Raw genomic sequence first — 23,617 nt, 5'->3', positions numbered from 1 at the left:
AGAAGAGGTCTGTATGAAATTATTGATTCTGGGTAACCACACCTGTGGGAACCGCGGTGACAGCGCCATTTTACGCGGCCTGATTGATGCCATTACCACCGTTGACGACAGCGTGCAGGTGGATGTGATGAGCCGCTACCCGGTGAGTTCCGCCTGGCTGCTGGGCCGCCCGGTTCTGGGCGACGGCCTCTACAAACAGATGAAGCAGCACAACAACGCCGTTGGGCTGATGGGACGCGTGAAGAAGGTGCTGCGCCGCAAATATCAGCACCAGGTGCTGATGGCAAAAGCCACCGAAAGCGGTCGCCTGCGCAACATCTCCATTCCGCAGGGCTTTATTGATTTCGTCAAATCGCTGCATAACTACGATGCGATTATCCAGGTTGGCGGCTCGTTCTTTGTCGATCTGTACGGCGTCTCTCAGTTTGAACACGCGCTGTGCAGCTTTATGGCGAAAAAACCGGTGTACATGATCGGCCACAGCGTTGGGCCGTTTCAGGATCCTCAGTTCAACCAGCTGGCAAGCTACGCGTTCGGTAACGCAAAAACGCTGATCCTGCGTGAATCCGTGAGCCTCGACTTAATGAAGCAAAGCAATATCGACACCAGCAAAGTTGAAATGGGGGTAGATACGGCCTGGCTGGTTGAACATCACAACGAGACGTTTGCACCGAGTTACGCCGTGCGCCACTGGTTTGACACGATCAAGCGTAAAAAAACCGTCGCCATTACCTTGCGTGAACTGGCACCTTTCGACAAACGCCTTGGGACAACGCAGCAGGCCTACGAGCAGGCCTTCGCCGCCGTGGTCAACCGGGTTATTGAACAGGGCTATCAGGTGCTGGCGCTCTCTACCTGTACCGGCATCGACAGCTATAACAAAGATGACCGCATGATCGCGCTCAACCTCAGGCAGTATGTGAATCAGCCGGACCAGTACCACGTGGTGATGGATGAGCTGAACGACCTGGAGATGGGGAAAATTCTGGCCGAATGCGAGCTGACCGTGGGCACGCGCCTGCACTCCGCCATCATCTCCATGAACTTTGGTACGCCAGCCATCGCCATCAACTACGAACACAAATCTGCGGGCATCATGCAGCAGCTGGGCATGCCGGAAATGGCCATTGATATCCGCCAGCTTCTGGATGGTTCGTTGCAGAGCGTAGTGAGCGACGTGCTGGGACAGCTGCCGGCCATCAACGAGCGCCTGTCGCTTGCCGTCCAGGCCGAGCGTGAAACCGGGCTGCGCATGGTTGAGTCCGTGCTGGCGCGAGTAAAGGAGGAGAAATGAAGGTCGGTTTCTTCCTGCTCAAGTTTCCCGTTGCTTCCGAAACCTTCGTCCTGAATCAGATCGTGGCGTTTATCGATATGGGCTACGAGGTGGAGATCGTCGCGATACAAAAGGGCGATTTGACCAATACCCACGCGGCGTTCAAGGAGTATCGCCTGGCGGAGAAAACCACCTGGCTGATGGACGAACCGGCAGGCAAACTCGCTAAGTTACAATCCCGCGCGCTGAATACGCTGCGCGGATCGCTACGCCCGCGCACATGGCGCGCGCTGAATGCGAAGCGCTACGGTGACGAGGCCCGCAATCTTATTCTGTCTGCTATCTGTGGGCGTAATCCACGGCCTTTACAGGCGGATGTTTATATCGCTCATTTTGGCCCGGCGGGCGTTACCGCCGCCAAACTGCGGGAGCTGGGCCTGCTGAAAGGCAAAATAGCGACCGTTTTCCATGGCATTGATATTTCAGGGCGCGAGGCGCTGGCGCACTACACGCCGGAGTATCAGAAGCTGTTTACGCGTGGCGATTTGATGCTGCCGATCAGCAACCTCTGGGCCAGCCGGCTTGAAAAGATGGGCTGCCCGACGCATAAAATCGCCGTCTCTCGCATGGGCGTGGACATGGATCGCTTTTCGGTGCGCCCGGTAAAAGCGCCCGCAAAAACGCTGGATATCATCTCCGTTGCAAGACTGACCGAGAAGAAGGGGCTGCACGTGGCGATTGAAGCCTGCCGCCTGCTGAAAGAGCGCGGCGTGCCATTTCGTTACAACATTCTTGGCATTGGCCCGTGGGAAATTCGTCTGCGAACGCTTATTGAGCAAAATCAGCTCGACGACGTTGTTTTCATGCCGGGCTTTAAACCTAACCACGAAGTCAAAGCGATGCTCGATGAAGCCGATCTGTTTCTCCTGCCGTCGGTGACCGGTGAGGATGGCGATATGGAAGGCATTCCGGTCGCGCTGATGGAGGCGATGGCGGTGGGGATCCCCGTGGTGTCAACCGTTCATAGCGGCATTCCCGAGCTTATCGACGCCGGTGAATCCGGCTGGCTGGTGCCGGAGTATGACGCCGTTGCCCTGGCAGACCAGCTACAGGCTTTTGCTGATGTTGAAGAGCACGAGCTCAGGCCGATGCTGTCTCTGGCACGGGCGAAAGTCGAAAGCGAATTCAACCAGAAAACGATCTACCAGCAGTTAGCCCATCAGCTCCATACGCTGTAAACCCACCGAGTGAAGCTTCACGAGGACGTATGCGAAAAAGATTTGAATCCACAATCCTGCCATTTTCCCCCTCCCGCCGTAAGATGTTATGGGCCAGCTCCTTGCTGGCCGCGGTGCCTTTAGCGTTACCCCGCGCGGTGCTGGCCGCCAGCAAAGGCGAGGTCAACGTCCAGAAATTCTACAGCGGCGACTGGATCGCCGCTTTCAAACAAGCCTTTGATTCTGCCGACACGGTCGTTGTGCCGGTCGGGCTGGTTTGCGACAACTTCAATACCGCTATCTTCATGCCGCAAGGCAAAACGCTGAAAGTTGCCGGTGGCCTGAAGGGGAACGGTAAAGGGCGCTTTGTCCTGCAGGACGACTGTAAAATCCTGGGAGAAAAGGGCGGAAGGTTCAACAACATCATCCTTGACGTGCGCGGCTCCGATATCACCATTAAAGGTATCGACATGAGCGGCTTGGTGCCGGTGATGCAGATCTACATTGGGGGCAGAGGTAAACGCACCATGCGTAACCTGGTCATCGATGACATTACCGTTCATGACGCCAACTACGGCATTTTGCGGCAGGGCTTCCATAACCGCATGGAAAACGTTCGTATCACCAACGGGCGGTTCAGCCACCTGCAGGGCGATGCTATCGAGTGGAACGTGGCAATTAACGACCACGACCTGCTGATCTCCGACCACGTGATTGATAACATTGACTGCACCAACGGTAAGATCAACTGGGGTATCGGTATCGGCCTTGCGGGTAGCACCTATAACAATGACTACCCTGAAGACCAGGCGGTAAAAAACTTTGTTGTGGCGAATATCACCGGCAGCAACTGTCGGCAGTTGGTGCACGTCGAAAACGGCAAACATTTTATTATTCGCAATGTGAAAGCGCGAAATATTAATCATACATTTAGCAAGAAGGCGGGAATTGATAACGCTACGGTGGCTATTTACGGCTGTGATAATTTCGTCATAGATAATGTCGATATGGTCAATAGCGCGGGATTTCTGATTGGTTACGGCACCATTAAAGGTAATTACTTATCTATCCCACAAAATTTTAAACTAAATAATATCACCCTTGATAACACCCGCATGACGTATAAAGCTCGCGGCATTCAGGTCTCTTCTGGAAATGCGACCTCGTTTGTCGCCATCACCAATATGACGATAAAAGGCGCTACGCTTGAGCTGCATAACAAGCCGCAGCATCTGTTCCTGAGAAACGTGAACGTGATGCAGCATGCCGCTGTTGGCCCGGCGCTGAAGCTGCACTTCGACCTGCGCAAAGACGTGCGGGGCCGCTTCATGGCGAAGGAGGACACGCTGTTGTCGCTTGCCAACGTGCATGCCGTCAACGAGAAAGGGCAGAGCTCCGTAGACATCGACCGGGTAGATCAGGTGCATGTGAACACCAGCGGACTGAACTTTGCGCTACCGGCGTTGGGGAAATAATCAATCAAGTGACTTTGCGAGTTTTCTGAGCCCTTATGGCAACTAATAAGGGCTTTTCTATTTTATCTCCTCTTGCAGGGGGGATAAGATGAAGAACAAATTTTGGTGATCAATTCATGCTGGCATCAGAGCACGAAAAGACTATAATCCTTCAACCATTTTGAGGTGGGACTGAATATGATTAATTTGAAAGCAGTTATTCCGGTGGCAGGGCTAGGAATGCACATGTTGCCCGCCACCAAGGCGATTCCGAAAGAGATGCTGCCGATCGTCGATAAGCCGATGATCCAGTATATCGTCGATGAAATCGTTGCTGCTGGCATCAAAGAGATCGTGCTGGTTACCCACTCATCCAAGAACGCCGTTGAGAACCACTTCGACACGTCTTACGAGCTGGAAGCCCTGCTGGAACAGCGCGTTAAGCGTCAGCTGCTGGCAGAGGTGCAGTCTATCTGTCCTCCGGGCGTCACCATCATGAACGTCCGTCAGGCCCAACCGCTTGGGCTTGGTCACTCCATCCTGTGTGCACAACCTGCAGTAGGGAACAATCCGTTTGTGGTTGTACTGCCAGATGTGGTGCTCGATAACGCAAGCGCAGACCCACTACGCTATAATTTAGCGGCTATGGTGGCGCGTTTTAACGACACGGGCCGCAGCCAGGTGCTGGCGAAGCACATGCCTAACGAAGATATCTCCGCGTACTCTGTCATTACGACAAAAGAGCCGCTGGATAACGACGGCCAGGTTAGCCGCATTGTTAACTTCGTTGAGAAGCCAGACCAGCCACAAACCCTGGACTCAGACCTGGCAGCCGTCGGTCGCTATGTTCTGTCCGCGGATATCTGGCAGGAACTGGAAAATACAGAACCTGGCGCATGGGGCCGCATCCAGTTAACGGACGCCATCGCCGCCCTGAACGAAAAGCAGCCGGTAGAAGCCGCGCTGATGACGGGCGACAGCTACGACTGCGGTAAAAAAATGGGTTACATGCAGGCATTCGTACAGTATGGCCTGCGTAACCACAAAGAAGGGCAGAAGTTCAGGGATAGCATCCAGAAGATGCTGGCTCGTTGATTTAGCTGTCAATGACAGAACAAGCCTGATGAGAAGAACGGCAGTGGAAAGTGGCGACAAGCTTGCGAAATGCGGCTTCGTTGGGACTTGCTGCCGTTTTTTTTGGCTAAAAAGTTAGCATTATCCGATTATCTTCGAGCCCATTAGAATAGGTCATGAGCAACAGGTAACATAACTTATCCTAATGTGTTCCCCTCGAGCGGAAGCCTGCCGAGGCCAAATCTGTGAATGTACAAAATCAGTACTCTGGTAGCTGTCGAGCCAGGGGCGGTAGCGTGGGGCAATCACCTTCGAGCCATTTTTACTATTTCCATTTCTTCAAGATTAAAATCTTAAATGTTGTTTAAGAAAATAATCACTCCATAATTATAGAGAGAATATTTCGTGAAAATTCTTGTCACTGGTGGTGCCGGTTTTATCGGTTCTGCGGTCGTCCGTCATATTATAAATAATACTCAAGACAGCGTCGTTAACGTCGATAAATTAACCTATGCAGGTAATCTGGAATCTTTAACGGAAGTTTCCGACAGTGAGCGCTACGCGTTTGTGCAGGCCGATATCTGCGACAGAAGCGCGCTTGAAGAAATTTTTCTTAAACATCAACCCGATGCAGTGATGCATCTGGCGGCAGAAAGCCACGTAGATCGTTCTATCACAGGGCCAGCAGCGTTTATTGAAACGAATATTGTTGGCACTTATACGCTCCTTGAAGCTGCAAGAGCGTACTGGTCACAGCTTGATGAAAAGCGCATAGCGGCGTTCCGTTTCCATCACATTTCCACCGATGAAGTTTACGGTGATTTACCACATCCGGATGAACGTCCAGCAGGCGAAGAATTGCCACTGTTTACAGAAACGACTTCATACGCGCCAAGCAGTCCGTACTCTGCTTCAAAAGCTTCCAGCGATCACCTGGTACGTGCGTGGCTAAGAACTTATGGTTTCCCGACCATTGTGACCAACTGTTCTAATAATTACGGCCCATATCACTTCCCAGAAAAACTGATTCCACTCGTTATTCTCAACGCGCTTGAGGGTAAAAACCTACCTGTATACGGGAAGGGCGACCAGATTCGTGACTGGCTCTATGTAGAAGATCACGCACGTGCACTTTATACCGTAGTGACCAAAGGTGCGATTGGCGAGACTTATAACATTGGTGGACATAACGAGAAGCAAAACCTCGATGTCGTACATACCATCTGTGATTTGCTGGATGAAATTGTGCCTAAGGCCAACTCTTATCGCGATCAAATCACCTATGTAGCTGATCGGCCGGGTCACGATCGACGTTATGCGATTGATGCAGATAAAATCAGCCGCGAGTTGGGTTGGAAACCTCAGGAAACCTTTGAGAGCGGTATTAGTCAAACTGTTCAGTGGTACCTGGCTAACCAGCAGTGGGTTGAGAATATTAAGAGCGGCTCTTATAAAAACTGGATCGAACAGAACTATGGGGAACGCAAATAATGAATATCCTTCTGTTCGGTAAAACGGGTCAGGTAGGCTGGGAGCTGCAACGTTCCCTGGCACCTTTAGGTAATGTTATTGCCGTCGATGTACATTCAACCGAGTATTGCGGTGATTTCAGCAATCCTGAGGGCGTGGCTGAAACGGTACGTCGGATTAAGCCAGAGGTGATCGTTAACGCAGCCGCTCATACTGCTGTTGATAAAGCGGAAAGCGAACGTGATTTTGCTCAATTGCTGAATGCCACTAGCGTTGAAGCCATCGCTAAAGAAGCTGAAAAACTAGGCGCCTGGCTCATACATTACTCTACGGATTATGTGTTCCCTGGGGATGGAGATAAACCCTGGCAAGAAACCGATTCCACCGCGCCACTAAATGTCTACGGCGAAACAAAGTTAGCGGGTGAAATTGCTGTACAGACATATTGTACAAAACATCTCATTTTTCGTACCAGCTGGGTTTATGCGGGGAAAGGCAATAACTTCGCGAAGACTATGCTGCGTCTGGCAAAAGATCGTGAGGAACTATCGATCATTAATGATCAGGTTGGTGCACCTACCGGTGCTGAACTGCTGGCGGATTGCACTGCGCATGCCATCACTACTGCGAGAAGAGATCCTCGGGTTTCAGGTCTTTATCACTTAGTTGCTTCCGGTACGACAACCTGGTTTGATTACGCCAATCTGGTGTTTTCGGAGGCAAAGCAGGCCGGTTTGATCCTGGCTGTGAACAAAACCAATCCAGTTCCTACCTCTTCTTACCCAACGCCAGCACGTCGCCCAAGTAATTCACGACTGGATACCAGTAAGTTCCAGGCGGCTTTTGGACTGACTTTGCCTGCATGGGAAATGGGTGTAAAGCGAATGCTTACCGAGTTATTTTCCGCAGCGAATAACTAATAACGATTGTTAATTATCCTGCTTCTGGGTATAAAAATTGAGATATTAATATGACTAAGCGTAAAGGGATTATTCTAGCTGGTGGTTCAGGCACTCGTTTGTATCCAGTAACCATGGCCGTCAGCAAGCAGCTTTTGCCTATTTATGACAAGCCAATGATCTATTACCCGATCAGTACCTTAATGCTGGCGGGGATTCGTGACATTTTGATAATCAGCACCCCCCAAGATACCCCTCGTTTTGAGCAGCTGCTGGGCAACGGCAGCCAGTGGGGTCTGAACCTGCAGTATAAAGTACAAGAAAGTCCTGACGGGTTGGCGCAGGCATTCATCATCGGTGAAGAGTTTATCGGTAACGATGATTGCGCACTAGTACTGGGAGATAACATCTTCTACGGCCACGATTTACAGAAACAGCTTGAAAATGCGGTTGCTAAAGAATCAGGTGCCACGGTTTTTGCCTATCATGTCCATGATCCTGAACGATATGGCGTTGTGGAATTCGACAAAGATGGTAAAGCTATTTCTCTGGAAGAGAAACCGCTTGATCCAAAAAGTAATTATGCAGTTACCGGTTTGTATTTCTATGATAATAGCGTTGTAGAAATGGCTAAAGGCCTAAACCCATCACCACGCGGTGAACTGGAAATTACGGATATTAACCGCATCTACATGGAGCAGGGCCGTATGTCTGTTGCCATGATGGGGCGTGGGTATGCCTGGTTAGATACCGGTACGCATCAAAGCCTTATCGAAGCGAGTAATTTTATTCAAACAATAGAGCTGCGTCAGGGGCTGAAAGTCGCTTGTCCAGAAGAGATCGCTTTCCGGAAAGGGTTCATTGATGCGGAGCAGGTGAAAAAGTTAGCGGCACCATTAGTAAAGAATGATTATGGGCAATATCTTTTAAAAATGATTAAGTTGTGACTCATGTTGCAATTGTCAAGTAGATATATTTATAGTTCGAGATAATATGAAAATAGAATTAATTTCTTTACAGCAGCATGGCGATGAACGTGGCCTGCTTGTCGCTCTTGAAGAAGGTCGTAATATACCGTTTAATATTAAGCGAGTCTATTATATGTATGATACTTTACAAGGAATTAGGCGCGGTTTCCATGCCCATAAAAAAACAAGGCAACTGGCAATCGTTATGAAAGGATTTTGCACTTTTTTGTTTGATGATGGAAACGAAAAAAAATCTATTTTATTAGATAATCCTGCACAAGGGCTAATGATTGAACCTGGCATATGGCATGAAATGTATGATTTTAGTAATGATTGTATTTTGATGGTGCTGGCGGATGACTTATATGATGAGTCGGATTATATAAGGAATTATCAGGAGTTTCTTGGTTGGGGTAAAATATGAATATTCATAAATTCAGTGACGTAAAAAGTGAAAATATTGGTGCGGGAACAAAGGTATGGCAATTTGTAGTTATCATGGATGGGGCCGTTATAGGCGACAATTGCAATATTTGTGCTCATTGCTTAATTGAAAGTGACGTTATCATAGGAAATAATGTTACAGTTAAAAGTGGGGTATATATATGGGATGGAGTAATTGTTGAAGATAATGTGTTCATTGGTCCTTGTGTGGCATTTACAAATGATAAGAGGCCACGCTCAAAACAATACCCATCGGCATTTCTTAAAACTATTATCAAAAGAGGAGCTTCTATAGGTGCAAATGTGACTGTCTTACCAGGAATTAAGATTGGTGAGAAAGCTATTGTTGGGGCTGGAAGTGTCGTAACCAAAGATGTACCCCCCAATGCAGTTGTCATAGGTAATCCTGCAAAAATTGTTGAATGGATTAATGAAGATGAATAAGATTGACTTCTTAGATTTAAAAAAAATTAATATTGCACATGAAGATGAGTTACAAGCGGCTTTTACTCGCGTGTTACATTCTGGGTGGTACATCATGGGTGAGGAACTCTCACAGTTTGAAGCGAAATTTGCAAAGTACTGTGGTGTTAAACATTGTATTGGTGTGGCTAATGGATTAGACGCTTTAATACTAGTTATTAGGGCATGGAAAGAAATGGGTAAACTTGAACAGGGAGATGAAGTTATTGTTCCTGGAAATACCTATATAGCTTCAATTCTTGCAATTACTGAAAATGGATTGCAACCGATTTTTGTAGAACCAAGTCTTGATTCATACAATTTGGACGTGACTAAAATTGAACAAGCAATTACAAGTAAAACCAGAGCGATTTTACCTGTACATTTGTATGGGCAAATTTGTGATATGCCTACGATTAAGAGCCTTGCTGAAAAATACAATTTATTAATTCTTGAAGATTCTGCCCAATCTCATGGAGCAGAGATTGCGGGAGTTAAATCTGGCGCATGGGGTGATGCCTCTGGATTTAGTTTTTACCCCGGTAAAAATTTAGGAGCTCTTGGAGATGCTGGAGCAATAACTACGAATGATAAAGAGTTAGATAAGATATTACGTGCTATAAGAAATTATGGTTCTCATAAAAAATATGAAAATATCATATGTGGCGTAAATAGTCGTTTGGATGAAATTCAAGCGGCTTTTTTAAATGTAAAGTTAAATCATTTGGATCATGACACTGAAATTCGGAAGGCTATTGCGGAAAAATTTCTTGATGAAATTAAAAATCCAAGAATCATTTTACCAAATGTTAATGGTAAAGAGACACATGTTTGGCACTTGTTTGTAATCAGAACCGAAAATCGCAAAGAATTACAAGACCATCTCTTGAAAAATGGTATACAGACCTTAATTCATTACCCTATTGCACCGCATAAACAAGAAGCTTATAAAAAATATAACTCCCTTGAACTACCAATAAGTGAAATGATCCATGATCAAGTGCTTTCATTACCACTCAGTCCGGTAATGAGTCAAGAGCAAACTGAGCATATAATTAATGTTATGAACGAATATTAGAAAATGAAACAGTTCTTCAAAGTTACAATATTATCTGGAATATTAACCTTAATAAGAATGTGTTTAGGTTTTATCGTAGGTAAAATTGTAGCTATATACACAGGACCAGCCGGTATCGCAATGCTGGGACAATTACAAAGTGTTATAGGCATAATAAATGGGATTGCAACTGCACCGGTTGGTTCTGGTATTGTAAGATATACATCGGAGCATCATCTCTCGGGATTTGATAGCTGCGCTCCGTGGTGGCGTGCCGCATTAAGAATATCATCTATAATATATGTAATAATTTCATTGCTTTTAGTTATCAATGCTGGCTTTCTTTCAAAGCGTATTTTTTTGGATGAACAATATGCATGGGTTATAATTATAGCATGTGGTGTCATACCATTTGCAGTAGCAAATACATTAATTGCTTCTGTTTTGAATGGACAGCAATTATATAGGCAATATATATCACTGTGTATGATGTCAGTTGTTATTACTACTCTAATATTAATCGCTTTGATAGTTAACTTTAATTTAAAGGGTGCATTGTTGGCAACCGCTCTTAATAGCGCAGTTGCAGGTATAGTATTGATTTCTTTTTGTATAAAAAAAGCATGGTTCAATTATAAATATTGGTTCGGTCCTGTATACAAGACGCATATTATTAATATCTTAGGTTATTCTTTCATGGGGCTAGTAACTGCATTATCAATGCCAACTGCGATCCTTTTGGTCCGAAAATTACTTATCAATGAGGTTGGTTGGAATTCTGCTGGTCAGTGGCAGGCCGTGTGGAAAATATCAGAGGTATACCTTGGTGTTGTTACAATAGCGTTAAGTACATATTTTTTACCTAAGTTATCAATTTTAAAAGACAGCAAATTAATTAAAAAGGAAGTTAATAGTACAAGTATATATATCATTATATTAACTTCGTGCTTGGCAGCTATTATATACTTTTGCCGTGATCTCAGCCTTAATTTGCTTTTTACATCTGAATTCAAGGGGGCAAGAAATTTATTCTTATATCAACTTTTAGGTGATGTAATAAAAATAGCAGGGTTTATTTATGCTTATCCACTTATAGCCCAGGGTAGGGTGAAGGTTTTTATCATATCTGAAATTATATTTTCGTTTAGTTTTGTCGTACTTGCTTATATATTAATACAGCAATTTGGAGTTCAAGGGGCAAATATTGCCTATTTGTTTAACTATTTATTATATTTTATTTTTGCTTTCACATTTACAAATTTTATTAATGTCAGGTTTTTTTACAAAAATGAGGAATAAATGAAAATTGTTATACCAGTTATTGGCTTCGGAAAGGCTGGTGGTTATCGCGTACTATCTAAATTAGCTAATGAACTAATTAAGCATGGGCATGATGTATATTTTGTTGCACCAGATAAAGATACATGTCCTTACTATGAAACAACAGCCAAAATAGTTCGTAGCAAAAGAATTCAGAGTCGGTGTAAAATCTTAAATTCTCTGTTTAATTTTTTTTATTTGTGGCGGGAATGTAAAAGACTAAAAGCTAATGTTGTTATAGCAAATTACCATTTAACAGCATATTTAGTGGCTTTATTACCGGCAGGTGTAAGTAAGTATTATTATATACAGGCTTATGAAGTTGTTTTTTTTAACAAATGGAGACGACAGGTTATAGCATACCTAACATATCTTTTACCGTTAAAAAAAATTGTCAATCACGAAGGATTACTCCCTAAAAAAGTTAATAACTATGTTGCCATTGTTCCTCCTGGAATTGAGCCGGAAATATTCTATTTAAAAAGAAAAAGTAATCGAATGGAAAGGATAACAATTGGTGTCGTTGGACGGAAAGAAAAACATAAGGGCACCAATGAAATAATTGATACTATCTTGAATTGGAATAAAAAAGACGAAGTAATCCTACACATCGCAATTTTTTTAGATGACAATCAAAGAAAATTAATTGATGACCATAATATCCCTTATGAATTTTTTAGTGTGAATAATGATGTAGAATTAGCTGATTTCTATCGCAGTAATGATTTGATTATTGCTGTAGGCCTGGTTGAGGATGGTGCATTTCATTATCCGTGCGCTGAAGCGATGTCTTGCGGGAGCCTTGTAATTTCAAACTATGCGCCTTTATCCTATACGAATAGTCGTTTGAGAATTGAGACTTATTCAAGTAACACTCTTCTTGAAAAGTTAGATTGCTTTTATAATATGTCAATTCATGATACTGAAAATGAAATTGAGAGGAATAAAAAGATTGTTGATGAGAACTCTTGGGATAAAGTTGGTAATTTATTAGATGTAATATTAACTAAATAATTTTTAACATTTTCATAAACCATAACCAGAGTTATTTGTACAAATGAATATTACTAAAACTACCATTAAAGATCTTTTGATCATTGAACCTGATGTATACCATGATGAGCGCGGTTTTTTTTTGGAGAGTTTCAACCAGAAAAAATTCAATCAAATTATTGGTGAAAATGTTAAGTTCGTACAGGATAACCATTCGAAATCTAAAAAAGGTGTTTTACGTGGAATGCATTTTCAAGCATATCCCTATTCTCAGGGAAAGCTCGTCCAGTGCATACATGGTGAAGTTTTCGACGTTGCAGTAGATTTACGAGAGAAATCTCCAACGTTTGCAAAGTGGTTTGGCATAAATCTTTCTGCTGAAAACAAACGACAATTATGGATCCCTGAGGGATTTGCTCATGGCTTTTTAGTGTTAAGCGAGTCTGCGGATTTTATTTATAAAACGACAAATTACTATAACGCTAAAAGTGAAAGATCTCTTAAGTGGAATGACAAGACTACTGGGATAGTTTGGCCACATATAAACTCATTGGTTATATCTGAAAAAGACTTATTGGCAAAAAAATTAGAAGATTTATTTTAATATTTTACATTTATACATGACAATTTAGGTTTGATTTATCAAAATAGAATAAATAAAGTCAAATCATATTACGCGAAATTGATCATAAAAGGCAGGGGAATATTGTGAATAACATAAGTGTAGTTTACTGTGATGAATAAACATAAATATAATTTAAATCTATTCTGTTTTTTTGCAGTATGGATTATCCTATCTCTTATTGCTGGATTCCGGGTTCCAGGAATTGATCGTGATTCCTTATCATATATAGACCTAATTAATCGCCCCCTTGATGAGTTGTGGTTTCAAGAACCTACGTTTTTATTTTTTATATTAATTAATAAATTTTTCTTCTGTGGAGATTATAGAACTTTTTTTGTTATGTATGCTTTAATTGGCATTGGAGTGAAAGTATATGCCATTAACAAACTTCCTGCCTATAAATATACAGCATTATTAATTTATATTGCATTATATTTTATTCTCCATGACATGACTCAAATTAGAGTTGGGGTTGCATCTGGTTTCTTTTTGCTGTCTATTTTTTATTTAAATGGTCAGAAGAGAAAAGCATTTATATGTCAGATAATTGCGACATTATTTCATTACAGCGCTTTTTTAGGGTTTGTCACATTATTATTTTCCAGTAAGAAGACTAACAAGATACTCTTCGGAGGAAGCGTATTTTTCGCATTGGTGATATCAAAGTGGCTTTCACAAGATATTATTATAAAGATTTCTGAGTACTTACCAGAAATTATCTCTTTCAAAGTCAATGCATATATATATAAATTGAATTCCGAAGGTCTTTTTCAAACATTCAATCAATATAACTTTTATTATCTCGGTTGTGCTGTTTTATTCTATATTGCACTTATACGAATTAAAAATGCAGGAGTAATTGATAATGATCAAAGGTCTCTTTTGATACTATCAACTAAAACTGTTGCATTAATGTTGTTGTGCTATTTTTTGTTCGCACCAATACCTATATTCTCTGGCCGATTTGCGGAGTTTTTTGGCATTACTCTGATAATATTCATCCCGTCACTTATGAGTATTCTTCACCCTGCATTTTTCAGTGGGGCAGTTTTACTCGTGTTTATTATGATCCAAGCGATGAGACTGAATTTAGAAATATTAAATATTTAAAGGCTAGAAATTATGCAAAATAAAGTTGAGTTTTTTAAAGAAAAGTCTGATGTAGCTGTTGATATAGTCATGGCAACTTACAATGGTGAAAAATTTATAGCTCAGCAGATTGAATCTATACTCGCTCAGGATCATGATAATTTCACTATATATATATCTGATGATGGTTCAACTGACCAAACAGTTGAAATTATTAAAAGTTTCAGTGAGTATGGTTCGAAAATAAAGATAGTTAATACTGAACGAGTCGGGGGGGTGATGAAAAATTTTGAAAAAGCACTTACCTACTCGAAAGCTGATTATATAATGTTAAGCGATCAAGATGATGTTTGGTATAAAAATAAAATTCAAACTTCATTAGATTGCATTTTAAAAGAAGAAAATTGTGCATCAAAGAAAGTTCCATTGATGGTATACACAGATCTTGAGCTAGTTGACGAAAATCTTTCCCTTATTGATGAAAGCTTTTATCATGCTTCTGGGCTAAATCCATATAGGAATTTGATAATTGATAATCTTCTATGGATGAATTCAGTATGGGGATGCACGATTTTACTAAACCGTGCTGCACTATCAACTTGCTTACCTTTCAAGTATCCATTAATGATGCATGACCATTGGCTCGCGATGAATACTTTAAAGAATGGTAAATTAGTTTATATTGATAAACCATTAATTAAATATCGCCAGCACTCCTCTAACGTTTTAGGTGGAGTTGGATATCAACAATCGTTTATAAAACGATTGTTTGATGTCAAACTGTATAAAAATATAATAAGCAAAGCTAAGACAGTGAGCAAGATGCATCAGACTAATACTACAGCCAAAAAAATAATTTTCTCAAAAATTATAATCCGTAGTATTAAAAATTGCGAAACAAAAAAATACCCATTAATTTTTTTGTTTTTTTATCTAATATTAGGATAATGGTTAATTAATATTATGAAAAGAATTATTACCTTTGGAACATTTGATGTTTTCCATGTTGGTCACGTGAATATTCTAGAACGGGCACGTAATCTCGGAGATCATCTAACTGTTGGTGTGTCATCAGATGCTCTCAATTTCAGCAAGAAGAATAGATATCCGATATATTGCCAAGATGACCGTTTAAAAATCATATCTTCACTAAAATTTGTGGATGATGTTTTCTTAGAAGAATCTCTTGAACTGAAAGATATATATATTAAGAAAAAACAGGCAAATATTCTTGTTATGGGTGACGATTGGTTAGGTCGATTTGACTGGGTAAAAGATAAAACAGACTGTGATGTAATATATTTAGAACGCACCCCTGCGATTTCGACAACGCAAGTCATAGAAATAGTGAAAAGAATATAATGTCAGAGGATTGGTATGTTTAGTATAATAATTACTGTTTTTAACAGAGAGCAATCAATCGCCGCCGCAATTGAAAGTTGTTTAATTCAATCTTATAAGGAATATGAAATCATCATTATAGATGATGGTTCAGTTGATAATTCCTATAAAGTTATTGAACCCTACTTAAAAAATAATAAAGTTAGATATTATTATCAAACAAACCAAGGTGCTGCAGCAGCTAAAAATAAAGGTGCTGATAAAGCTAAGTTCCCTTATATTTTATTTCTTGATAGTGATGATGTTATCTCGGATCCCTCTGTCTTTAACACAATTGCCTGTGAGATAACTTCCTCACATCCAGATTTTATATCTTTTAAAAAAATAATGATCCGCATTTCAGGTCAAATTAGTATTCAGGAGGATAAAAACCTCAGTAATTCAATCGACTTCAGAAGGCATATGTTAGAGGCACCATTAAATTATGCCGGTAAACCTCCATATTTATTCAATAAACAATGCTTTCTTCAATGCAATGGATTTGATGTTAACTCCAAGTGGGGGGATGCTCTAATTTTTTGGCGTCGTTTCTTTGATTTTAATATTAAATCTAAAGTTATTGATGATGTGGGCTATATTTATGATCAAACAGATACAAATAGTATTAGCCGCAATAAAAATATTGCCCTTTACGCTAAAGCCCTTGCTGTGATAAGGAAATGTTATGAAGAAAATAAAAATTCCATATTTGAAATCAAAGCGGAAAAAAATTGGCAATTAATCTTCGTATACTATGCGATTAAGTCTAAGAGTGCTAATTGTATATTAAAGGCTATATCTGAATTATTATCTGGTAGATTGTATCTATTGCCCAGATCTTTGCTGTATATAGTAAGAACTAAGGTTTTGCAATGCTAAGAAAAATAATGCTTTCGACTTCAGAACTCTTCATAAATAATTTCCTTGCTTATATCACTAAATTTTTACCTTTAGTTAGGAATAGATTAATCTTCAATTCTACTGGGAATAAAAATTATAATTTCAACTCTAGGTTTCTGTTCGAATATATTAATGAACGATTCGATGATGAAATAGAATGTTATTTTGTTATTAATGATGCGTATAAACGTAAAGAGATTGCGTTGAAAAATCCTAATGCTCATTTTATTGGAACAAACACTATTAAAGGAAAATGGTTTGCACTTAGAGCCAAAGCTTGGATATGCTCAACTATTGAATCCCCATTGAATTGCCTTATAAAAAATAACAAAAGAATTGTTTATCATTTGGGGCATGGAATTCCACTCAAAAAAATCGGTATGGCTGAAAATAATATTTCTTTTTTACAAAAAATTAATCGACGTTTAAAATTACGGTGTTTCACACATGTTACATGTTATTCCCCATTCTTTAAGGATGTTATGTATGATGTTTTTGACAAGAACGGAGATATAGACTACCTTGAGTTAGGGCAGCCACGTAATGATTTTATTCTTAATTCAGAAAATGATTTGGCTAAATATATTTCCAATGATTTGAAAAATGTATACGCTGATTGCATAAAAGTACTATATTCTCCTACTTGGCGTCCCTCAGGTGTTACACGATTTTTCCCGTTTATAGATTTTAATTGTGTAGCCTTACATGAATTTCTTGAAGAAAATAATATATTCATTTTTTTACGTGAGCATCCTTATTATAAATCACATATCCCTGAAGGGATATATGAATCTAAACGAATTGTTCCTCTAAATTCAAATATAGTTAGTGACATTACCCCTCTACTGGCATGCTTTGATAAGTTAATTACAGACTATTCAAGTATATACTTGGATTTTTTGGTTACTAAAAAAGAAGTGTTATTTATTCCATATGACTTGAATGACTACCAGCAGAGAGTGGGTTTTTCTAAAAGCTATAAAGAGTTAGCTAAAGGTAGATATTTAAGTAACTTTTCTGAATTTTTGCAGAGTCTAACCAAAAACGAAATGACAGGATTTGATATGGATGAATATTTGTTGCGCCTTAATATAAAGTCTCAAGGGAATTGTAAAGAGCATTACTTGAAAGTTAAACAACTGCTCATCTGCTCATTGTGAATTTCTTTGCGAGTTTCTGGTGATTATAAAGTGATAAATGTTGCTGTAATAATGAGTGTCTATAAATCAGATGACTTGTCCTATCTAAAGAGTGCTGTAGATAGTATTTTTCTGCAATCCTATCAATGCATTGATTTATTTATTTATAGAGATGGTGAGGTTGGGGATAATTTACAAAAATATCTTGATTTTTTATCGAACTATCATAATGTAAAAGTTTATTTTTCTGCACACAATCAAGGCCTCGCACATGCTTTAAATTTCCTCATTGAGAAGGTATTAGTGTGCGAAAAGTATAAATTTATAGCCAGAATGGATTCCGATGACATTTCGCATCCTGCGAGAATTAGAAAGCAAGTTAACTTTATGATTCGGAATCTAAAAACTGATGTTTGCGGCACTGCATGTCGAGAGTTTGGCTCTTCGTTTGCAATGAAAGAAAAAACCCTTCCTTTGAATCATGAAGAATTGATTGATCTCAGTATAACTAATTGTCCTTTCGTACACCCGTCAGTATTATTCAGGAGGGAAGTTTTTATAAATGGCGCCAGATATCCTGAACACACTTCTTATACAGAGGATATGGCATTGTGGTTTCTTCTCTTAGAAAAAGGATTTCACTTCTCTAATTTGCCTGATGTTTTATTAAGTTATAGAGTCAACGAGAACATGCTCTCACGACGAAAGGGAATAAAAAAAGCATTAAGTGAAATAAAAATAAGGCTGAAATATATGGTTAAATTAAAGAGAGTAAGTGTCCGGAATGTGATTTTAATCTCTTTGCGTTTGTTTTTTCATTTATTACCTACTTCGGTTATGAGCTTCGCATATAAGAAAGTTAGACATGTTTATATGTATAAGGGGAAGTAGCAATTACTTTTCTAGCCTCTATGCAAAGTATGCATCAAATACTATCCATCTTGTCTTTATTTGAGTTAACATCTTCACCACATTTCAAGCCGCGCGCACGCTGCGGTGACCACACCTGACAGGAGTATGTAATGTCCAAGCAACAAATCGGCGTTGTTGGTATGGCTGTGATGGGGCGCAACCTGGCGCTGAACATCGAAAGCCGTGGCTATACCGTTTCCGTGTTCAACCGCTCTGGCGACAAGACTGAAGAAGTTATCGCAGAGAACCCGGGCAAGAAGCTGGTTCCTTACTACACGGTGCAAGAGTTTGTGGAATCTCTGGAAACGCCTCGTCGTATTCTGTTGATGGTTAAGGCTGGTGAGGCCACGGACAAAACCATTGAGTCTCTGAAGCCTTATCTTGATAAAGGTGACATCCTGATTGACGGTGGTAACACCTTCTTCCTGGATACCATCCGTCGTAACCGTGAGCTGTCAGCTGAAGGTTTCAACTTTATCGGGACTGGTGTTTCCGGTGGTGAAGAGGGTGCCCTGAAAGGCCCATCGATCATGCCTGGTGGTCAAAAAGAAGCTTACGAGCTGGTTGCTCCTATCCTTAAGCAAATTGCCGCGGTTGCCGAAGATGGCGAACCTTGCGTAGCGTATATCGGTGCGGATGGCGCTGGTCATTACGTGAAGATGGTTCACAACGGTATCGAATATGGCGATATGCAGCTTATCGCTGAAGCGTACTCGCTGCTTAAGCATGGCCTGAACCTGTCCAATGAAGAGCTGGCAACAACCTTTACCGACTGGAACAAAGGTGAGCTGAGCAGCTATCTTATCGATATCACTAAAGACATCTTCACTAAAAAAGATGAAGCAGGTAACTACCTGGTTGATGTGATCCTCGACGAAGCTGCCAACAAAGGTACCGGGAAGTGGACCAGCCAGAGCTCTCTGGATCTCGGTGAGCCGCTGTCCCTGATCACGGAATCAGTGTTCGCGCGTTATATCTCTTCCCTTAAAGAGCAGCGCGTTGCAGCTTCCAAAGTACTAAGTGGTCCCCAGGCTAAGCCATTTGCAGGCGATAAAGCTGAATTCAGCGAGAAAGTTCGTCGTGCATTGTATCTGGGTAAAATTGTTTCTTATGCACAAGGTTTCTCTCAGCTGCGCGCTGCATCTGAAGAAAACAACTGGGATCTTAACTACGGTGAAATCGCTAAGATTTTCCGCGCTGGCTGCATCATCCGCGCGCAGTTCCTGCAGAAGATCACTGACGCCTATGCTGAGAACCCGGCTATTGCTAATCTGTTGTTAGCACCGTACTTCAAGAAAATTGCAGATGAATACCAGCAGGCGCTGCGTGATGTTGTTTCTTACGCGGTACAAAATGGTATTCCTACGCCTACTTTCTCCGCTGCGATCTCTTACTACGACAGCTATCGTTCTGCGGTTCTTCCTGCCAACCTGATCCAGGCGCAGCGTGATTACTTCGGTGCGCATACGTATAAGCGTACTGATAAAGAAGGTGTTTTCCATACCGAGTGGATGGAAAAGTAATTTCTTTCAAGAAATTATAAGCTAAATTTAGGCCAGCGAGGGAAATTCTTTGCTGGCTTTTTTATTTGTTGTACGTAGGCGGTAACTGTTTAGGGAATTCTTCTAAAGAGCACCATTACACTCTGAGCTTCTTCCAGCTTCATTTCCCCTGCCTTTTCAGTCTTTTCTGACAAAAATAAGCAATTCGGTTCAGGTATTTTCCCCGCTATGGGATTATACTCATCTGGCTTAAGTGCAGGCTTTATGTGAAACATTTTTCTTAGGGTAACCATGAATCAAGATAACAATAATATGATGCGCAATCATATTGGAAGCACGCCTGAATCCATTGATTTAATTGATCTTATTATTCAGTTGTGGAAAGGAAAAGTCACCATTATTGCTGTTACCGTGGTGATGATCCTCCTGGCGATAGTCTACCTTCTGGTAGCCAAAGAGAAATGGACCTCTACAGCCGTGATTACGCAGCCAGATGCTGCGCAAATTGCTACTTATAACAATGCCTTAAATGTCATTTATGGCGGCTCTGCACCGAACATTTCGGATGTGCAGCAGCGTGTTATTGGGCGCTTTAACTCATCCTTCGCGGCACTTTCTGAAACGTTAGAAAACCAGGAAAAACCGGAAAAACTGACGATTGAATCCTCCGTTAAAGGCCAGTCGTTACCGCTGCAGGTGAGTTATGTTGGTGACAGCGCTAAAAACGCGCAAGCCAAACTTGCTCAATACATTCAAAAGGTTGATGTTGAAATTGGCGAAGAGTTGGCTGGTGACCTGAAGGATAACATCAAGCTGCAAATCACAACCCTGAACGATTCCCTGAAGACGCAGGAAAAAGTTGCCGTGGAGCAAAAACAGCTGCGCATCAAGCAGATCAGCGAAGCGTTGAAGTATGCTAATGAAGCAAAGATCACTTCTCCGCAGGTTCAGCAGGCGACAGATGTCACGCAAGACACCATGTTCTTGCTGGGTAGCGAAGGTCTGTCGTCAATGATCAAAAATGAGGCGACCCGTCCGTTGGTCTTCTCCGGCGCATACTATCAAACCAAACAAAATCTGTTTGATATTCAGGCGCTGCAAATCGACCCAAAAACTATCCACGCTTACCGCTACGTGATGAAGCCGAATCTGCCTATCCGTCGCGATGCTCCAAAGAAAGGCCTGACGCTGGTTCTGGCGGCTCTGCTGGGGGGGATGATTGGCTCAGGTTTTGTGCTTGGACGTAACGCTATTCGTAACTACAAGCCAACCGTCTAAGCATTATTGCAAATACACAAAAGGCCGCATCAGCGGCCTTTTTTGCATCTATCAAACAGCTATTTATGCCGCTGCTTCAAATTCTCAATCACCGCGCTTAAATCCAGATCCTGATCCTGCAGCAGTACCAGCAGGTGATAGACCAGGTCAGACGCTTCATTCTTCAGTTCAAACCTGTCATTCACTGTTGCAGCCAGTGCGGTTTCCACGCCTTCTTCACCCACTTTCTGGGCGATACGCTTGGTGCCGCTGGCGTACAATTTGGCTGTGTATGAGCTTTCCGGATCGGCGGTTTTACGCGAGGCCAGAAGCTGTTCCAGTTCATACAGGAAATGCCAGTCATGCTTAGCGGGAGCGAAGCAGCTGGATGTGCCCAGATGGCACGTCGGGCCAATCGGGTTTGCCAGCACCAGCAACGTGTCGTTATCACAGTCGGGCGTGATGCTGACAACGTTCAGGAAGTTGCCGGAGGTTTCACCCTTGGTCCACAGGCGCTGCTTAGTGCGGGAAAAGAAAGTGACTTTGCCGCTCCGTTCCGTCTGCGCCAGCGCTTCCTGGTTCATATAGCCCAGCATTAAAACTTCGCCGGATACGGCGTGCTGGACGATGACCGGCATCAGGTTATCCGTTTTTTCCCAGTCCAGCTGGTTACGCTGTTGTTCTGTTAACACACTCGAATCTCCACGCCCTGCTGAACCAGGTAGGCCTTCAGTTCAGCAATATTGATAATCTGTTTATGGAAAACGGAAGCTGCCAGCGCGCCGTCTACGTCCGCATCGCGGAATGCCTGGTGGAAATGTTCCATTGTTCCCGCGCCACCGGATGCAATCAGCGGTACATGGCAAACTTCACGTACTTTACGCAGCTGCTCAAGGTCGTAGCCGTTGCGCACGCCATCCTGGTTCATCATATTCAGTACGATTTCCCCGGCGCCGCGCTTCTGGACTTCCTGTACCCAGTCCAGAGTTTCCCACTGCGTCACACGCGTACGGCTTTCGTCGCCGGTATACTGGTTAACGTGATACTTGCCGGTCCCGCTGTCAAACCAGGTATCAATGCCTACTACAATACACTGCACGCCAAAGCGGTCGGCCAGGCGGGTGATCAGCTCAGGGTCTGCCAGGGCAGGGGAGTTGATTGAGATTTTGTCCGCGCCAAACGACAGGATTTTTGCCGCGTCGTCCACTGATTTGATACCGCCCGCCACGCAGAAAGGAATATCGATAACTTCCGCCACGCGGGATACCCAGCTCTTGTCGACTACGCGGCCGTCGCTGGATGCTGTGATATCGTAGAACACTAACTCGTCGGCACCTTCCTGCGCGTAGCGGCTTGCCAGCGGCACGATGTCGCCGATGATTTCGTGATTGCGAAACTGCACGCCTTTTACGACCTGGCCGTCACGCACGTCCAGGCAGGGGATTATCCGTTTTGCCAGCATGAAATCGCCTCCGCTACGTTGAACTTACCTTCCAGCAATGCCCGCCCGACAATCACGCCGCGCACGCCGGTTCCGCGCAGTGCGGCTACGTCATTAATATCGCCAATGCCGCCGGATGACTGAAACGCCACCTGCGGATAACGCGCACAAACTTCTTCATATAATGAGACGTTAGAGCCAGCCAGCGTGCCGTCGCGGGAAATATCCGTGCACAGCACGTGTTTCAGGCCGACCGGCAGATAAGTTTCCACCAGCTCTTCCAGCGACACCCCGGAGTTTTCCTGCCAGCCGCTTACCGCCACCTGCTTATTGCCTTGCTCGTCGATACGGACATCTAAAGCCAGCACCAGCGCGTCTGCGCCGAAGCGTTCAAACCAGCCTTTGACGATTTCGGGGGATTTCACCGCCGTTGAGCCAACAACTACACGTGCAACGCCAGCTTCTAATAACGCAGCAACATCTTCTTCGGTACGTACACCGCCGCCAACCTGCACGGGGATTGTCACACCGGCAACCAGTGTTTTGATTAAGGGGAGCTGGCGCTTAGCTGGATCTTTGGCACCGGTTAAATCTACAAGGTGCAGCACTTCGGCACCCTGGGCCTGATAGTCCTGCAGGCGGGGGAGCGGGTCGCTGCCGTAGTCGCGCTGCTGGCCGTAATCCCCCTGATGGAGACGCACCACTTTGCCGTCAATTAAATCGAGAGCGGGAATAATCATC

General features: G+C 42.8%; 23 protein-coding genes and 2 pseudogenes. 22 read left to right on the top strand and 3 right to left on the bottom strand.

Annotated elements, in window-relative coordinates; genetic code table 11:
- Positions 1-13 precede the first annotated feature (13 nt).
- The 22 genes and pseudogenes from wcaK to wzzB all read left to right on the top strand — a co-directional run bounded on the left by wcaK (position 14) and on the right by wzzB (position 21,456).
- A complete protein-coding gene (wcaK, locus tag HYQ67_RS14825; protein WP_202304591.1) occupies positions 14-1,294 on the top strand; it encodes a colanic acid biosynthesis pyruvyl transferase WcaK in 1,281 nt (426 codons plus the stop codon).
- Positions 1,291-2,511, top strand: a complete 1,221-nt coding sequence (gene wcaL / locus HYQ67_RS14820) for a colanic acid biosynthesis glycosyltransferase WcaL (protein WP_202304588.1) — start codon at positions 1,291-1,293, stop codon at positions 2,509-2,511. Before wcaK ends, wcaL begins: the two co-directional genes overlap by 4 nt.
- A gap of 29 nt (positions 2,512-2,540) precedes the next feature.
- On the top strand, positions 2,541-3,965 hold the full coding sequence (wcaM, locus tag HYQ67_RS14815; protein ID WP_202304586.1) for a colanic acid biosynthesis protein WcaM: 1,425 nt from the start codon (positions 2,541-2,543) through the stop codon (positions 3,963-3,965).
- A gap of 177 nt (positions 3,966-4,142) precedes the next feature.
- Positions 4,143-5,039 carry a UTP--glucose-1-phosphate uridylyltransferase GalF gene (galF, locus tag HYQ67_RS14810; RefSeq protein ID WP_202304585.1) on the top strand — a complete coding sequence of 299 codons (897 nt, stop codon included), beginning with the start codon at positions 4,143-4,145 and terminating at the stop codon, positions 5,037-5,039.
- Positions 5,040-5,423: 384 nt separating this feature from the next.
- Entirely contained in the window at positions 5,424-6,509 is a 1,086-nt protein-coding gene (gene rfbB, locus HYQ67_RS14805) for a dTDP-glucose 4,6-dehydratase (RefSeq protein ID WP_202304580.1), read from the top strand.
- Positions 6,509-7,408 carry a dTDP-4-dehydrorhamnose reductase gene (gene rfbD / locus HYQ67_RS14800; protein WP_202304579.1) on the top strand — a complete coding sequence of 300 codons (900 nt, stop codon included), beginning with the start codon at positions 6,509-6,511 and terminating at the stop codon, positions 7,406-7,408. Before rfbB ends, rfbD begins: the two co-directional genes overlap by 1 nt.
- A 50-nt stretch (positions 7,409-7,458) precedes the next feature.
- Positions 7,459-8,334 carry a glucose-1-phosphate thymidylyltransferase RfbA gene (gene rfbA, locus HYQ67_RS14795; RefSeq protein ID WP_202304578.1) on the top strand — a complete coding sequence of 292 codons (876 nt, stop codon included), beginning with the start codon at positions 7,459-7,461 and terminating at the stop codon, positions 8,332-8,334.
- A 46-nt stretch (positions 8,335-8,380) separates the two neighbouring features.
- Positions 8,381-8,779, top strand: a complete 399-nt coding sequence (locus HYQ67_RS14790; RefSeq protein ID WP_202304577.1) for a sugar 3,4-ketoisomerase — start codon at positions 8,381-8,383, stop codon at positions 8,777-8,779.
- Positions 8,776-9,000, top strand: a pseudogene (locus HYQ67_RS24415) (LbetaH domain-containing protein); the annotation flags it as partial. The gene HYQ67_RS14790 and the pseudogene HYQ67_RS24415, both read left to right, overlap by 4 nt.
- Positions 8,989-9,219 (top strand): annotated as a pseudogene (locus tag HYQ67_RS24410) (acyltransferase); the annotation flags it as partial. The pseudogenes HYQ67_RS24415 and HYQ67_RS24410, both read left to right, overlap by 12 nt.
- A gap of 16 nt (positions 9,220-9,235) precedes the next feature.
- Complete coding sequence (locus HYQ67_RS14780; RefSeq protein WP_202304575.1) at positions 9,236-10,339, top strand: DegT/DnrJ/EryC1/StrS family aminotransferase; 1,104 nt, start codon at positions 9,236-9,238, stop codon at positions 10,337-10,339.
- 3 nt (positions 10,340-10,342) lie between these two features.
- Positions 10,343-11,617 carry an O-antigen translocase gene (locus HYQ67_RS14775; RefSeq protein WP_202304574.1) on the top strand — a complete coding sequence of 425 codons (1,275 nt, stop codon included), beginning with the start codon at positions 10,343-10,345 and terminating at the stop codon, positions 11,615-11,617.
- A complete protein-coding gene (locus tag HYQ67_RS14770; protein ID WP_202304573.1) occupies positions 11,618-12,652 on the top strand; it encodes a glycosyltransferase in 1,035 nt (344 codons plus the stop codon).
- A 43-nt stretch (positions 12,653-12,695) separates the two neighbouring features.
- On the top strand, positions 12,696-13,235 hold the full coding sequence (gene rfbC / locus HYQ67_RS14765) for a dTDP-4-dehydrorhamnose 3,5-epimerase (RefSeq protein WP_202304572.1): 540 nt from the start codon (positions 12,696-12,698) through the stop codon (positions 13,233-13,235).
- 132 nt (positions 13,236-13,367) lie between these two features.
- Complete coding sequence (locus tag HYQ67_RS14760) at positions 13,368-14,366, top strand: EpsG family protein (protein ID WP_237391264.1); 999 nt, start codon at positions 13,368-13,370, stop codon at positions 14,364-14,366.
- Positions 14,367-14,378: 12 nt separating this feature from the next.
- On the top strand, positions 14,379-15,293 hold the full coding sequence (locus tag HYQ67_RS14755; RefSeq protein ID WP_202304568.1) for a glycosyltransferase family 2 protein: 915 nt from the start codon (positions 14,379-14,381) through the stop codon (positions 15,291-15,293).
- Between the two features lie 15 nt (positions 15,294-15,308).
- On the top strand, positions 15,309-15,707 hold the full coding sequence (locus HYQ67_RS14750) for an FAD synthase family protein (RefSeq protein ID WP_202304566.1): 399 nt from the start codon (positions 15,309-15,311) through the stop codon (positions 15,705-15,707).
- A 15-nt stretch (positions 15,708-15,722) separates the two neighbouring features.
- On the top strand, positions 15,723-16,604 hold the full coding sequence (locus HYQ67_RS14745; protein ID WP_202304565.1) for a glycosyltransferase family A protein: 882 nt from the start codon (positions 15,723-15,725) through the stop codon (positions 16,602-16,604).
- On the top strand, positions 16,598-17,785 hold the full coding sequence (locus HYQ67_RS14740) for a CDP-glycerol glycerophosphotransferase family protein (protein WP_202304564.1): 1,188 nt from the start codon (positions 16,598-16,600) through the stop codon (positions 17,783-17,785). The genes HYQ67_RS14745 and HYQ67_RS14740 overlap by 7 nt, the downstream gene beginning before the upstream one ends.
- Positions 17,786-17,815: 30 nt before the next feature.
- Complete coding sequence (locus HYQ67_RS14735; RefSeq protein ID WP_348519215.1) at positions 17,816-18,655, top strand: glycosyltransferase; 840 nt, start codon at positions 17,816-17,818, stop codon at positions 18,653-18,655.
- Positions 18,656-18,786: 131 nt separating this feature from the next.
- Positions 18,787-20,199: an NADP-dependent phosphogluconate dehydrogenase gene (gndA, locus tag HYQ67_RS14730; protein ID WP_202304558.1), complete on the top strand. Its 1,413-nt coding sequence runs from the start codon at positions 18,787-18,789 to the stop codon at positions 20,197-20,199.
- 270 nt (positions 20,200-20,469) lie between these two features.
- Positions 20,470-21,456: an LPS O-antigen chain length determinant protein WzzB gene (gene wzzB, locus HYQ67_RS14725; RefSeq protein ID WP_202304556.1), complete on the top strand. Its 987-nt coding sequence runs from the start codon at positions 20,470-20,472 to the stop codon at positions 21,454-21,456.
- 59 nt (positions 21,457-21,515) lie between these two features.
- On the opposite strand, the gene hisIE is transcribed toward wzzB, so the two are convergent.
- The 3 genes from hisIE to hisA are packed head-to-tail and all read right to left on the bottom strand — an operon-like array spanning position 21,516 to position 23,616.
- Positions 21,516-22,127 carry a bifunctional phosphoribosyl-AMP cyclohydrolase/phosphoribosyl-ATP diphosphatase HisIE gene (gene hisIE / locus HYQ67_RS14720; protein WP_202304554.1) on the bottom strand — a complete coding sequence of 204 codons (612 nt, stop codon included), beginning with the start codon at positions 22,125-22,127 and terminating at the stop codon, positions 21,516-21,518.
- A complete protein-coding gene (gene hisF, locus HYQ67_RS14715; protein ID WP_202304551.1) occupies positions 22,121-22,897 on the bottom strand; it encodes an imidazole glycerol phosphate synthase subunit HisF in 777 nt (258 codons plus the stop codon). The genes hisIE and hisF overlap by 7 nt, the downstream gene beginning before the upstream one ends.
- Positions 22,879-23,616, bottom strand: coding sequence for a 1-(5-phosphoribosyl)-5-[(5-phosphoribosylamino)methylideneamino]imidazole-4-carboxamide isomerase (hisA, locus tag HYQ67_RS14710; protein WP_202304549.1), 738 nt, complete (start codon positions 23,614-23,616; stop codon positions 22,879-22,881). The genes hisF and hisA overlap by 19 nt, the downstream gene beginning before the upstream one ends.
- Position 23,617: the final 1 nt, after the last annotated feature.

The organism is Dryocola clanedunensis subsp. sulfonylureivorans (assembly GCF_016756775.1).
In the GTDB taxonomy this organism is placed as follows: Bacteria; Pseudomonadota; Gammaproteobacteria; order Enterobacterales; family Enterobacteriaceae; genus Dryocola; species Dryocola clanedunensis.
Note: the sequence above shows the minus strand (reverse complement) of the source record. Positions and strands in the feature narration are given on the sequence as shown.

What these genes read in the sequence shown, in the direction of transcription:
- HYQ67_RS14760 (WP_237391264.1), top strand. Translation starts at nt 13,368, where the DNA reads ATGAATAAACATAAATATAATTTAAATCTATTCTGTTTTTTTGCAGTA.
- gndA (WP_202304558.1), top strand. Translation starts at nt 18,787, where the DNA reads ATGTCCAAGCAACAAATCGGCGTTGTTGGTATGGCTGTGATGGGGCGC.
- rfbA (WP_202304578.1), top strand. Translation starts at nt 7,459, where the DNA reads ATGACTAAGCGTAAAGGGATTATTCTAGCTGGTGGTTCAGGCACTCGT.
- wcaL (WP_202304588.1), top strand. Translation starts at nt 1,291, where the DNA reads ATGAAGGTCGGTTTCTTCCTGCTCAAGTTTCCCGTTGCTTCCGAAACC.
- hisA (WP_202304549.1), bottom strand. Translation starts at nt 23,616, where the DNA reads ATGATTATTCCCGCTCTCGATTTAATTGACGGCAAAGTGGTGCGTCTC.
- HYQ67_RS14740 (WP_202304564.1), top strand. Translation starts at nt 16,598, where the DNA reads ATGCTAAGAAAAATAATGCTTTCGACTTCAGAACTCTTCATAAATAAT.
- hisF (WP_202304551.1), bottom strand. Translation starts at nt 22,897, where the DNA reads ATGCTGGCAAAACGGATAATCCCCTGCCTGGACGTGCGTGACGGCCAG.
- rfbC (WP_202304572.1), top strand. Translation starts at nt 12,696, where the DNA reads ATGAATATTACTAAAACTACCATTAAAGATCTTTTGATCATTGAACCT.
- wcaM (WP_202304586.1), top strand. Translation starts at nt 2,541, where the DNA reads ATGCGAAAAAGATTTGAATCCACAATCCTGCCATTTTCCCCCTCCCGC.
- HYQ67_RS14770 (WP_202304573.1), top strand. Translation starts at nt 11,618, where the DNA reads ATGAAAATTGTTATACCAGTTATTGGCTTCGGAAAGGCTGGTGGTTAT.
- wzzB (WP_202304556.1), top strand. Translation starts at nt 20,470, where the DNA reads ATGAATCAAGATAACAATAATATGATGCGCAATCATATTGGAAGCACG.
- HYQ67_RS14775 (WP_202304574.1), top strand. Translation starts at nt 10,343, where the DNA reads ATGAAACAGTTCTTCAAAGTTACAATATTATCTGGAATATTAACCTTA.
- galF (WP_202304585.1), top strand. Translation starts at nt 4,143, where the DNA reads ATGATTAATTTGAAAGCAGTTATTCCGGTGGCAGGGCTAGGAATGCAC.
- HYQ67_RS14790 (WP_202304577.1), top strand. Translation starts at nt 8,381, where the DNA reads ATGAAAATAGAATTAATTTCTTTACAGCAGCATGGCGATGAACGTGGC.
- rfbD (WP_202304579.1), top strand. Translation starts at nt 6,509, where the DNA reads ATGAATATCCTTCTGTTCGGTAAAACGGGTCAGGTAGGCTGGGAGCTG.
- HYQ67_RS14750 (WP_202304566.1), top strand. Translation starts at nt 15,309, where the DNA reads ATGAAAAGAATTATTACCTTTGGAACATTTGATGTTTTCCATGTTGGT.
- HYQ67_RS14780 (WP_202304575.1), top strand. Translation starts at nt 9,236, where the DNA reads ATGAATAAGATTGACTTCTTAGATTTAAAAAAAATTAATATTGCACAT.
- wcaK (WP_202304591.1), top strand. Translation starts at nt 14, where the DNA reads ATGAAATTATTGATTCTGGGTAACCACACCTGTGGGAACCGCGGTGAC.
- HYQ67_RS14745 (WP_202304565.1), top strand. Translation starts at nt 15,723, where the DNA reads ATGTTTAGTATAATAATTACTGTTTTTAACAGAGAGCAATCAATCGCC.
- HYQ67_RS14755 (WP_202304568.1), top strand. Translation starts at nt 14,379, where the DNA reads ATGCAAAATAAAGTTGAGTTTTTTAAAGAAAAGTCTGATGTAGCTGTT.